We start from the raw sequence: 12008 nt of genomic DNA, 5'->3' as shown, positions 1-12008 counted from the left end.
GCCCCGCGACACTTCCTGTGCATCCTTCGAGCATGTCGAAGAGGCCGCAGGAGGACCGGGGCGGGATTTGCGCGTGTCCGAAGGCTCGAACCTGCTTTCGGTGCGTGATTTGCCGGCCTCCGAGGGCGAAATCCGGCCGTTTTTGCGGTTTTGTTGCGGGGCGTTCAACGTCTGCGGCAGAAGGATCGGCAGGAAAGGCGCGGCCCCGCTCACCGCCGCGGGGGTGACGAGGCGTGGCTGCGCTCATCGAGGGGGGCTGCCCATGCTTCGCCGTGTCTTCGTCGCGTGTTTGCTGCTGATCCTGCTCGTCCTGCTCACGTCGCCTGCGTCCGGGCAAAAATGCAAGCGCAGGACGCCGATCCGATACATCGGCATCTGCGCGCACCCGCACGGCCCGTACAGCGAATGGACCTACGATTTCTCGGGCCATCCGGTGCTCGGCCCTGCGGCTCGGCAGCTCGTCGCCTGCCACGATGTCCTGCCGCTCTTCGTGTTCGATCCGCGCGCGGACCTGAAGAACCGGGGCTTGATGCCCATGAAGTTTCACGAAAAGGCGGTGACTTGCGAGCCGCCTCCCCCGCCCAGGCCAAAGCCTTCGCCTCCGCCCGCCCCCGCGCCCGAGAAGCCGTCCGCCTCAAAGAAAGAAGCGGAGGACGACGGAGGCGGAACCGGTCGCGGCAGCGGCGCGGACGAGCCCCGAAGCGTCGAGCAGCGCGTCGAGAAGTATCGCATTCCGCCCGAGGAATCGAGGCGGAAGGAGCCTGCGCCTCACGACCCGCGCTCGAAGGACATGGTGTTGCCGTCGGAGGGGATCCTGAGCAAGGAAGGCGTCTTGCCCTCGCGGGACGAGGTGCATCCGCCGAGATGCGTGGATGAGCATTGCTCGATGGTGGATCGCGGCGGCGCATTGCCGGAGATCCAGCATCGGCAGGGGCGACCGCTCGTGAGTGTGGTCTCCTGCAAGCAGACGAAGGAGGGGTGCAAGGGCGAAGACGCGGGCGACGGGACAGGCAAACAAAAGGCGCTGACGCCCCTCGAACGGATGGTCCGTGAGCTGACGATCGCCTCCGCGATGCTGAATGGCGAGTTCAATCACGACCTCGCGCGCAAGGACGGCAAGCGATTCGGTATCATCGGCGGGAGCAGCGAGGACGGCGTCGACAACGCCATCGTCCAGGCCGCGGCGGCGATTGCGCAGGTCGCCTCGGGGGTGCTCGTCGGGCAGGCGGAGACGTTCGCGAAGAAGCTGGAGGAGGCTTGCGCGAAGAAGGCGCCGCTCATCATCGAGGGGGCCGAGGAGCTGTCCAAGGAGACGGCGGAGCTCCTGGCCAAGCAGTACGGGGAGGAGATTACGAGTGCGCTCGCGCAAAACCAGACCATCGCCCCGTACGAGGTGCTGAGCAAGTTCACGGATGGCATGAAGGGGAGGTACGAGGCGCATCATATCCTGGAGGTCAACCAGGCGATCACGCACGGGCTCACGAAGGAGCTTGACAAGATACCGTCGGTGATCTTGACGGTAGCGGAGCACCGAGATTTCAATAGGATGTTCATCGCGGCGCGACCCGGGATCAGGAGCAAAGCCGATCTGTGGAAGGTGTATGAAGAGGCGTACAAGTCGTATCCACACTGGCTCGATGCCATCAAGCCATACTTCGGCAAGTGACCCAGTCGTCGATACGAGCAGGTTTCGATATGCGAACCGAAGTCAAGATTGATTTTGATGGGGCATGTTTGATGGGCGATCCCCATAGCCTCATGCGATCCGTGGGCTGTGGACCCGACGTCGTCGAGATGTTCGGCCCCGTGCTCAAAAGGCTGCCAATATGGGTCACCCTCGACGACAGCGACGAGCGACTTCCCAGGCTCCTGGGGCTTCTGAAGCAGCATGGCGTCAAATGGTCGGAGTTCCGCCGGGATCGCTACACGGACGACGAGCTCGAAGCGGCGCGCCTGATCTTCATGGACGTCCACGACGCGATGGATGGTATTTTCGCGGGGCCGCGCGTGGGCACCCGGTACGACATGTCCGAGGCGTGCAGCTCGTGTGGCTCTGGGGCCCGGCAGACGTCCGCCATGTTCGTCGATGGCGAAAGGCTCCAATCACTCGAGGGCAAGCGCGCAGCGCCGACCTGGTACCACGACATCCTCGTCGACGAAAAGCTGGCCGGCGCGCTCGCGGACAGCGGCGCGACGGGGCTCTCCTTCCGGGGCGTCTTCGCGGCATTCGAGAAGCGGGCGCAATTTCAACTTCCGTGGCAGCAGCTATACGCGACGCACACGCTGCCCCGCATGTCACCTCGATCGACTGGGATCGATCTCCCCCAACCATGCCCGTGCGGGCGGAGCTGCTTTGGCACCTTCTGGGAGATCCCGCCCCGCCTCGCCTACCGCGCCTCGGACCTCGCGGATGCCTGTGACGTGAACGTGACCTGGGAATGGTTCGGCTACGTGAAGTTCAACGGTGACGTGTCCGACTCCGTCCTCGCTTACCCCTGGTTTCTCGTGACCCCGAAGGTCTGGCGCATCTTCCGCGACGCAGGCGTCACCGGATTCGACTGGATGCCCATCCGCGTCGTCGAGGAATGAGCCAAGGCGCTACGGCACCGGCATCGCTCCCTTCACATCCGAGAGCGACACCTTCAGGCTCACGAGATCGATCGTCGCCTTCTCCGCGCGGATCCACCCCGCCCCGCGCGCGAGCCGCACCCCGCCTCGAAGCGAGAGCGTCTGCTTGCCGAGGTCGATCTCCACCTCGGGCGCCTCCGCGCGGACGTCCTTCACCTCCGCCACGACCCCGCCCGTGCCCTTCGCCCACGTCACGTTGGGCACCTCGTCGTAACGCACCTCCACGCGCGGCGCGCGCACCACGAGGCCACCCTTCGTCAGGCGCACCTGGCCCTCGAGCACCGCGCGCTTCGCCGCGATGTCGATGTCGAGCTTCTCGGCCGAGAGCTCCACCGCCTCCTTCGACGGCGGCGCGGCCTTCGGAGGCTCGGCGAGCGTGCGCGGCGCGATCGTCGTCGCGAGCAGAGCGAGAGACACAGCGAGGCGCGGGCCGACGGGCACGGCCTCACTCTATCAGGCTAGTAGCTCCTGACCACGCGCGGCGACACGCCTCGCTCGAGCGCGCGACGCACGACGTGCGCCGGGTGGCCCGAGGACAAAGCGATCTCGGTGATCGTCGGGTTCCGTCCGAGCGAGGCGCGCAGAGAACGCGCGGCGCCGAGCACGCGCTTCATCACGGTCACCTCGTCCGCGTCGATCGGCTCGCCCACCACGAGGCCCTGCGCCTCCAGGCGATCGACGATGTGGTCGACCTCCTCGTACGAGACGTGGTGTGTACCGATGATCTCGGCGATGTCGTTGAGGTCGACCCGACCGGACTCGTGATGACGTGCGTACAGCTCGTCGATGATGCTCTGGATCACGGGGCGCACGTCGAGGTTTTGGCACGTCCACGCGCCGTCCGCACCCACGCGGCGCCGCTCACCGAGCACGCGCGGACGTTGCGCCGGCCCGGCGGCTACCGTAATCGTTGAGTCAGCTTGGCGCGCCGAACGGGCGCGCCGGAGCGTGTTCTTGTCCTCCGAAGTCCCCGAGGAACGACCGATGAATCAACTCCGCCGCACCTTCCGACTCGCTGCCCTCGCTTCGATGACCACGGGCCTCCTCCTCGCCGCCGCCACGCTCCAGGGCTGCGCCACGGCCGTGAGCTCAGGCGGCGTCGGCGGCGAAGGCGGAGACGGCGGAGACGCCGGGGGAGCCGGAAACATGGGCGGTATCGGCGGCGGCGGCGGAAGCACGGGCGGCATCGGCGGCGCCGGAGGCAGCGACGTCGGCGGCGCCGGAGGCATGGGCGGCATCGGCGGCGGCGCGTCGTCGTCGAGCTCGTCGAGCGCGTCGTCGTCCTCGTCGTCCTCGTCGAGCTCGTCGAGCGGCGCGGGCGGCGGGTTCGAGCCACCCGTGGGCACCGCGGACTACCCCGCGGAGACGGAGCAGAACAACCTGCCCGCGTCCGCGAATCCGGTCGCGCCGGGGACGCTCGGGTTCACGGCATCCATCCACCCGACGGGTGACGTCGACGTGTTCTCGATCGAGGTGACCGAGCCCGGCTCGGTCCTCAAGGTGTCGACGGGCGACGGCATGGGCGGCTGCCCGGCCGGCGTGGCCACGCTCGTGCGTGTCTTCGGGCCGGGTGGTGCCTTCATCGGGCAGGACACGAACAGCGGGCCCGGTCTCTGCTCGCAGCTCCTGCCCGCGAGCAACCCCGCCATGGGCAACCTCGCGGTGGGCACGTACTCGGTGCAGGTGGAGAGCGCGTCGTTCTCGGCGCTGCCGTTCTACGTGGCCGACATCCAGGTCGTGGCGCCCGGCTGCGGCGACGGGCTCGTGCAAGCCGCCGAGCAGTGCGACGACGGCAACACGACGCCCGGCGACGGCTGCACGGCCGACTGCAAGCTCGAGGGCAACTACCCGACCGAGATGGAGCCGAACCAGCCGCAGAACATGGCGAACGCGATCAGCGGCACGAACGGCGTGGTCGCGGCGATCCAGCCCATCGGCGATCAGGACTTCTTCAGCTTCGAAGTGACCGTGCCCGGCACGAGCGTGCGGCTCGAGATCACGAACGGCCAGAACGCCTGCCCGAGCGGCTTCGACTCGAAGATCTACCTCTACGACACGCAAGGCGCGGAGATCGCGGCGGACGACGACGACGGGGTCGACAACTGCTCGCTGCTCGATCCCATGGTCGACACCTCGGTCACGAACCTGCCCGCCGGCAAGTACGCGGTGATGGTCGAGGAGTTTTCGAACGACGAGGCGCAGGCCTGGTACGAGCTCACCTACCAGCTCTTCGAACCCGGCTGCGGCGACAACATGGTGCAGGTCGGGGAGCAATGCGACGACGGGAACACGGCCGCGGGCGACGGCTGCTCGCCGACCTGCCAGTTCGAAGGAAACTTCCTGACGGAGTCGGAGCCGAACCAGCCGAACAACCAGGCCGACTCGCTCGTGGGCTTCGACGGCGCCGTCGCGCAGATCACGCCCGCGGGGGATCAGGACTACTTCAGCTTCGAGGTCACCGCGCCGGGCTCGAGCGTCACCATCGAGGTGACGGACGGACAAGGCGGCTGCCCGAGCGGCTTCGACTCGAAGATCTACCTCTACTCACCCACGAACATGCTGCTCGTGTCGGACGACGAGGACGGCGTGGACTCGTGCTCGCTCATCAACCCCATCCTCGACACGGCCGCGAAGAACCTGCCCGTCGGCACGTACGTGGTGATGGTGGAGGAGTACCTGAACGACGAGACCTCGCCCTTGTATGTGCTCAAAGTAAAGGCGAGCGCGCCGGGCTGCGGCGACGGCCTGCTCTCGAACCCGCCCGAGCAATGCGACGACGGGAACAACACGCCGGGCGACGGCTGCGACGCGATGTGCCTGGCCGAGGAGCCGTGGGAGATCGAGTCGAACGACACGACGGCGACGGCGACGCCGCTCTGGCCGGCGACGTCGAGCTGGCGCGCGAAGATCGATCCGGCCTCGGACGTCGACTACTTCGTGTTCGATCTGCCGGGCGGCGCGAGCCCGAACCTCATGGTGCACGCGCTCGGCAACCCCGCGACCTGCAACGGCGACACGGTGATGCACCTCGTCGACGCGAACGGCGTCGAGATCCTCGAGGACGACGACGACGGCCCGGGGACGTGCTCGACGATGTCGAAGGCGCTCGACCCGGCGCTCGGCAGCCTGCCGCCCGGCACGTACTACGTGTGGGTCGAGGAGTACGGCAACAACAGCACGATCAACGGCTACGAGCTCAGCCTCGTGTTCGAGTGATGCACTAGGATCTCGAGGCGTGTCGTTCGTCGCGCCAAAAGGGACGGAGCTCGTCCGCCTGCTGGGCGGCGGGAGCGTGTTCGAGGTGGCCCTCGTGCGCGAGGGTGATCACGAGCTCGTGTGCAAGCGCCTCGTGCCACGCGCGCTCGCCGCGCGGGAGGGGCGCGTGGCCATGGTGCGCGAGGCGCGGCTCCTGTCGAGGATCGAGCACCCCGCGCTCCCCGCGCTCGTGCGCGTGGGGAGCGACGCGCGCGGGCCGTTCGTCCTGGAGACGTTCGCGCGAGGGACATCGGTCGCGTCGCTCGTGGAAGGCTGGAAGGCGCGAGGCAAACAGGTGCCGAGGGCGCTCGTGCGGCATGTGGCGATCGAGGCGCTCGCGGCGCTCGCGGAGGTCCACGCGCTCGCAGACGAGGAGGGGCCACTCGAGGTGGTGCACGGGGATCTCGGGCCCGCGCACGTGCTCATGGGTCCGCTCGGCGAGGCGCGCTTCGTGGACCTCGGGGCCGCGCGGTTTCGAGGGCTCGAAGCAGAGCTCGAGACGGACGATCGCGGCACGCTGCCGTACGCGGCGCCGGAGATCGTCTCGGGCGCGGCGAAGCCGTCGCAAGCGACCGACGTGTACGCGATGGCCGCGACGTTGCTTTTCCTCGCCACGGGCGAGCGGCTCTGCGAGGCCGAGAGCGAGGCCGCGAAGCTCGCCGAGGTGGCGACACGAGGGCTGCGGCGCGAGCTCGCCTCGCAGGCAGAGGCGTTCGAGGCGAAGGAGCGCGAGGCGCTCTTCGAAGCGCTCGATCCGGATCCGTCGCGGCGGCGCGTGTCGGCGCGGGAGCTCGGCGACGTGTTCGCGCCGGTGCCACGCGCCCCGCGGTTGCGCTAGAGTCGCGCGCAGCGACGATGAAAAACAAGGACGCGCCTTTCCCCGTTTCCCTCGACACCCTCGCCATCCACGCCGGTCAGGAGCCCGATCCGACGAGCGGCGCCGTGATGATGCCCATCGTGCTCGCCAGCACGTTCGCGCAGGAGAGCCCGGGGGTGCACAAGGGCTTCGAGTACTCGCGCAGCGGCAACCCGACGCGGCGCGCGCTCGAGGCGTGCCTCGCGGCGCTCGAAGGCGGCACGCACGGCTACAGCTTCGCGAGCGGGCTCGCGGCGACGACGACGCTCCTGCACACGCTCGAGCCGGGGGCGCACATCCTCTGCGGCGACGACGTCTACGGCGGGACGTTCCGCCTGATGGACAAGGTGATGGGGCCGATGGGGATCTCGTCGAGCTTCGTCGACATGCGTGATCCCGCGGCGGTGCGCGCGGCCATCCGGCCCTCGACGAAGCTGCTCTGGATCGAGACGCCGACGAACCCGATGCTCAAGGTCTTCGACATCGCGGCGCTCGCGAAGGTGGCGCGCGAGGCGAAGATCACCTTCGTCGTCGACAACACGTTCGCCACGCCCATGATCCAGCGGCCGCTCGAGCTCGGCGCGGACGTCGTCGTGCACTCGGTGACGAAGTACCTGAACGGGCACTCGGACGTCGTCGGCGGGGCCATCGTGACGTCGAACCCGAAGCTCGCCGAGCGGATCGGGTTCTTGCAGAACGCGATGGGCGCGGTGCCGAGCCCGTTCGATTGTTACATGGTGCTGCGCGGCCTGAAGACGCTGCCCGTGCGCGTACGGCACCAGAGCGCGGCGGCGCTCGCGCTGGCCGAGCGGCTCGCGCGGCATTCGCGCGTGGAGCGCGTGCACTACCCGGGCCTCGCCTCGCACCCGGATCACGCCGTGGCGGCGCGGCAGATGCGCGGCGGGTTCGGAGGCATGATCTCGGTGGAGGTCGCGGGCGGGATGTCGGCGGCGCGGCGCGTGCTGGAGCGGCTGCACATCTTCTCGTGCGCCGAGAGCCTCGGCGGCGTGGAGTCACTCGCCGAGCACCCCGCGATCATGACGCACGCGTCGGTCCCGGAGGAGACGCGCAAGGTGCTCGGCATCTCCGACGGCCTCGTGCGGCTGTCGGTGGGGCTCGAGGCGGTCGAGGATCTCTGGAAGGATCTCGAACACGCGCTCGGCTGAAATGCGGTAGAACCTGGGACGCGGCGTGACGGAGCGCCGCGGAACCAGGGAGTTTTCGATGCTGCGCGTTGCCTGTCTTGCTTTCCCGCTCGTCGCGCTCGCCTTGCTCGGCGGTTGCAGCGACCCCGTCCCCCCCACGCCGCAAGGCGCGTTCAGCGTGCAATTCTCGGACACGGGCGTCGACTGCTCCATCGCGTCGCACAGGTCCGAGGCCGGCGACATCGACGCTTCGAAGCGCACGACCGTGCTCGTCGACGGCGTGGAAGGCGCCTCGGTGACGTGCTCGGTCTCGGGCACGGGGCCGTTCGACGTGAGCGCGAAGATCTTCTTCGGCAGCGACGGGATCAACCTGTCGATCCCCGCGATCAACGTGGGCGCGACGGAGATGAGCCCGGCCACGGGGGCGCTCTCGTTCTTCTCGGACAGGACGGCGGGCGACGCGTTCAGCTCGTCCCAGTGCAACTTCTACTTCAAGGAAGGCACGGGGCAGGGCGTCGCGGCCGGCAAGCTCTGGGTCTCGTTCGCGTGCCCGGAGGTCGTCGAGTCGCAGAACAAGTGCGGCATCACCGAGAGCCACGTGATCATCGAGAACTGCGAGCAGTAGAGGCTCAGCCTCAGCTTCAGCCTCAGCCGCAGCCTCACCCTCAGCCTCACCCCCAGCCCCTCTCCACGCCGTGGAGAGGGGAGGAGAGGGGAGAGGGGGTGGGGGGCTCGTTCAGTGATCGTTGTCGTCGCCTACGGTCGCGGCGATACGATGCAGCGGCACCTGCAGCGTGGGCTCGTCGCCGATCTCCACGTCGTCCTGGAGGAAGCGGATCGCGAGCACGGTGATGTTGTCCTCGCCGCCGAGCTCGTTCGCCTTGGCGATGAGGCGCCGGCACATCTCGGACGTGTCCTGCGAGGTCTGGACGATGTCGCGGATCTGCTCGTCGGTGAGCATGCCGGAGAGGCCGTCGGAGCAGAGGATGTAGACGTCGCCGAGGTGCGGCTCGTCGCTCATGAGGTCGACCGCGACGCTGTCCTGCATGCCGAGCGCGCGCGTGATCACGTTACGCGGCAGCTCCGCCCGCTGCTCCTCGGTGAGGTCGGGCATCGCCATCAGGTAGTCGTTGATCAGCGAGTGATCGCGGGTGAGCTGCTGGATCGTGCCGCCACGGACGCGGTAGGCGCGGCTGTCACCGACGTGGCCCACGTAGAGGCGGTTGCGCCTCCGCGAGAAGACCGCGCTGACCACGGTGGTGCCCATGCCGGCGCACTCGCGCGAGCGGATGCTGCGCTCGAAGATGCGCCGGTTCGCGACCATGATGCCGCTGAGCAGGCGGTTCTCGTCCTCGGTCAGGTTCGCGTCGAAGTGGATCGGCCACGTCGCGTCGTCGTTCGCCGTGGAGCGGAAGAACTCGGTGATGGAGTCGGTCGCGAGCCGGCTGGCCACGTCGCCGGCGCGATGGCCCCCCATGCCATCGGCGACGATGAACAGATCGAACTCCTGAAGGACAGCGTAGCTGTCCTCGTTGTGATCGCGCTGGAGACCGACATCGGTCATCCCGGAAGCAAATGCGCGCATAAACCTCGGCAGCCGTAAACCGGGTCAAAACCGACGATTTTCACGGTTTCACGCAGCGTTTCCGCTGTCAAGTCGTCTTCCTCGACGAGGAGGCGCGCAGCACGGGTCGGACGCCGACGCTCCTGGATTTGCTTGGTTCTCGACCGCCCGTCCTCATGTCTCACCCCCTCCTTTTGCCTCGTCCGAAGGCGCCTACACCTCCAGGATGTCCTTCTCCTTGGCGGCGATGACGCTGTCGACCTGCTTGATGCCCTCGGCGACGAGCTCCTCGACCTTCTTCTTCGCCCGGTCGGCGTCGTCGCCGCTGACCTCGCCGTCCTTGTCGAGGGTGTCGACGAGCTCGTTCGCGTCCCGGCGATGCTTGCGGATCGCGACGCGCGCCTCCTCGCCGTACTTCTTCGTCATCTTCACCATCTCCTTGCGCCGCTCCTCGGTGAGCGCGGGGATGGGGATGCGGATGAGGTCGGCGTCGACCTGAGGGTTCAGGTTCAGGTCGCTCTCGCGGATCGCCTTGTCCACGGCCTTCACCTGGTTCTTCTCCCAGGGCTTGATGGTGATCATCCGAGGCTCGGGGACGCTCACCGTGGCCATCTGGGCGATGGGCGTGGGGACGCCGTAGTAGTCGACGCGCACGCCATCGAGCATCGAGGCGTGGGCGCGGCCGGTGCGCACGCGGGTGAGATCGCGGCGTAGCGCCTCGATGGATTTCTCGATGCCTGCCCGCAAGTCCTTCATCACGTCTTCCAGCATGCCGATCTCTCCTGGGGTCTCGTGCGGCGGGGGCGAGCTTAGCTCTCTTTTGTGCAAGAGGGGGCAGTTGCGGAGGGGCCCCGTGCAACGAAGCCGCGGAAGCAGGGCGGCCCCGACGAGGCGCGCCGGCCGAGGCCAGCCAGGCGCGGGATCTCGAGCTCCGTCGAAAGGGCCGCCCCTGCCCGCTGCCCCAGGGCGCGCGCCCGTAGTAGGTGTAGGGGAGGCGCAATGCGTGATCTCGACTGGAAGAGCTTCGACGTCCTGGTCGTGGACGACGAGCAGGACAACCTCGACGCCTTCCGTTTTGCCTTCCGAAAGACGTTCTCGCTCCACTACGCCCTCGGCGGGACGCAGGCGCTCGAGGAGCTCGCGCGGCTCGACCCGGCCCTCATCGTGACGGACCAGCGCATGCCAGGGATGAGCGGGCTCGAGCTCTTGCGCCGCGCCAAGCAGATGCGGCCCGACGCGCTCGGGATCCTTCTGACGGCGTACGCGGATCTGCCGGTGCTGGTCGACGCGCTGAACTCGGGCACGGTCTACCGCTACGTGCAGAAGCCCTGGGACGGCAGCGAGCTCGCCGCCATCCTGCGACAAGGGATCAGCGTGTTCGCCACGATGCGCGAGAACAAGCGGCTGCGTGATCAGCTCGCGCACTACGCAGGCTACCTCGAGCGCGAGCAGCGCGACCCCATCGACTTCGGCGAGCTCATCTGCAACTCCGCCGCGATGAAGGAGGTGTCGGCGCGCATCGGCGAGGTCGCTCCGACCTCGACACACGTGCTCGTCGAGGGCCGGGTCGGCGCCGAGAAGGAGATCGTCGCGCGCGCCATCCACGTCGGCTCGCCGCGCGAGGAGCGGCCCTTCGTCAAGGTCACGTGCGCGGCGTTCCGCGGCGAGGCGCTCGAGCGGGAGATCTTCGGCTACCGGCGCGGCGCGTTCGAGGGCGCGACGGCCGATCGCGCGGGGCGCGTGGAGCTCGCGCACGGCGGCACGCTCTACCTCGAAGACCCCGGCCCGCCGAACGCGGCCCTGCAGGCGCGTCTCGTTCGCCTGCTCGCCACGGGCGAGGCCGAGCGCGTGGGCGACGCCGAGTCGCGGAGCCTCGACGTGCGCCTCGTCGTCTCCGTCACGCCCGACCTCGACGAAGCGTGGGGCCGCGAGGTGCTGCCCGAGCTCGTTTCGCGCCTCTCCGTCTTCCCCATTCGCCTGCCGCCGCTCTGCGAGCGCCGCGAGGACATCCGCCCGCTCGCCGAGCACTTCCTCCGCAAGTACACGCGCCGCAACACACGCGCCGCGCGCGCCCTCTCGAACGAGGCGCTGGCGCTGCTCGAGGCGTGCACGTTCCCGGGCAACGTGCGCGAGCTCGAGAACGTCGTCGAGCGCGCGGCCATCCTCGCGCGCGGCGACGTGATCCAGCCCGAGCACCTCGCCTTCGTGCCGCATGTCCCCTCGTGGGAGAAGGCGCCGTCGGCCGCGCCGTCCCCTGCGACCCCTGCCCTGCCGCGCGACACGGACGCGGGCGCGCGGAGGCAGAACCTCGACTCGCAGCTCGAGGAGATCGAGCGCCGCGAGATGCTCGCCGCGCTCGAGCGCTGTAGCGGCAACAAGGCCGAGATGGCTCGCCTGCTCGGCGTGCAACGGACGACGCTCTACTACCGCCTGAAGCGCCTCGGGATCGATGTGTAGGGGGCGAAGGCGCCCTGCGTCGCGGTCGAACACGCAGCGTCGCCTTCCTCCCGCGCCTCCGAAGAGTTGACGGATCCTCCTTGCCTGCGCGATGATCCCGTGG

11 protein-coding genes are annotated in these 12008 nt (G+C 68.5%); 7 read left to right on the top strand and 4 right to left on the bottom strand.

Features of this window, described 5'->3' with window-relative positions; translation table 11 throughout:
- Positions 1–262 precede the first annotated feature (262 nt).
- Both GF068_RS40450 and GF068_RS40445 read left to right on the top strand, forming a co-directional pair.
- A complete protein-coding gene (locus GF068_RS40450; RefSeq protein WP_153824901.1) occupies positions 263–1666 on the top strand; it encodes a hypothetical protein in 1404 nt (467 codons plus the stop codon).
- A gap of 101 nt (positions 1667–1767) precedes the next feature.
- On the top strand, positions 1768–2589 hold the full coding sequence (locus tag GF068_RS40445) for a hypothetical protein (RefSeq protein ID WP_153824900.1): 822 nt from the start codon (positions 1768–1770) through the stop codon (positions 2587–2589).
- A gap of 9 nt (positions 2590–2598) precedes the next feature.
- On the opposite strand, the gene GF068_RS40440 is transcribed toward GF068_RS40445, so the two are convergent.
- Positions 2599–3069: an LptA/OstA family protein gene (locus tag GF068_RS40440; RefSeq protein WP_153824899.1), complete on the bottom strand. Its 471-nt coding sequence runs from the start codon at positions 3067–3069 to the stop codon at positions 2599–2601.
- Positions 3070–3086: 17 nt separating this feature from the next.
- Positions 3087–3479 (bottom strand): sigma-70 domain-containing protein, encoded by a 393-nt coding sequence (locus GF068_RS40435; protein WP_170319976.1) that lies wholly within the window; start codon positions 3477–3479, stop codon positions 3087–3089.
- 133 nt (positions 3480–3612) lie between these two features.
- On the opposite strand from GF068_RS40435, the gene GF068_RS40430 reads away from it, so the two are divergent.
- Genes GF068_RS40430 through GF068_RS40415 form a run of 4 tightly spaced genes read left to right on the top strand, consistent with a single transcriptional unit; the run spans position 3613 to position 8509 of the window.
- The gene (locus GF068_RS40430) at positions 3613–5844 is read left to right on the top strand and encodes a DVUA0089 family protein (RefSeq protein WP_153824897.1); all 2232 of its coding nucleotides are present in this window, start codon (positions 3613–3615) and stop codon (positions 5842–5844) included.
- Positions 5845–5863: 19 nt separating this feature from the next.
- Positions 5864–6721, top strand: a complete 858-nt coding sequence (locus tag GF068_RS40425) for a protein kinase domain-containing protein (protein WP_338046771.1) — start codon at positions 5864–5866, stop codon at positions 6719–6721.
- Positions 6722–6738: 17 nt separating this feature from the next.
- On the top strand, positions 6739–7905 hold the full coding sequence (locus tag GF068_RS40420) for a cystathionine gamma-synthase (RefSeq protein WP_153824896.1): 1167 nt from the start codon (positions 6739–6741) through the stop codon (positions 7903–7905).
- 58 nt (positions 7906–7963) lie between these two features.
- Positions 7964–8509: a hypothetical protein gene (locus GF068_RS40415; protein ID WP_153824895.1), complete on the top strand. Its 546-nt coding sequence runs from the start codon at positions 7964–7966 to the stop codon at positions 8507–8509.
- A 111-nt stretch (positions 8510–8620) separates the two neighbouring features.
- Here the strand turns inward: GF068_RS40415 and GF068_RS40410 are convergent, their stop codons facing one another.
- Both GF068_RS40410 and frr read right to left on the bottom strand, forming a co-directional pair.
- The gene (locus GF068_RS40410; protein ID WP_153824894.1) at positions 8621–9469 is read right to left on the bottom strand and encodes a Stp1/IreP family PP2C-type Ser/Thr phosphatase; all 849 of its coding nucleotides are present in this window, start codon (positions 9467–9469) and stop codon (positions 8621–8623) included.
- Between the two features lie 192 nt (positions 9470–9661).
- Complete coding sequence (frr, locus tag GF068_RS40405; RefSeq protein WP_153824893.1) at positions 9662–10219, bottom strand: ribosome recycling factor; 558 nt, start codon at positions 10217–10219, stop codon at positions 9662–9664.
- Positions 10220–10447: 228 nt separating this feature from the next.
- Here frr and GF068_RS40400 point away from each other — a divergent pair, with 228 nt between their 5' ends.
- Positions 10448–11905: a sigma-54-dependent transcriptional regulator gene (locus GF068_RS40400; RefSeq protein WP_153824892.1), complete on the top strand. Its 1458-nt coding sequence runs from the start codon at positions 10448–10450 to the stop codon at positions 11903–11905.
- Positions 11906–12008: the final 103 nt, after the last annotated feature.

Source organism: Polyangium spumosum, assembly GCF_009649845.1.
Classification (GTDB): Bacteria; Myxococcota_A; Polyangia; order Polyangiales; family Polyangiaceae; genus Polyangium; species Polyangium spumosum.
This window is presented reverse-complemented; position numbering and strand designations above follow the sequence as displayed.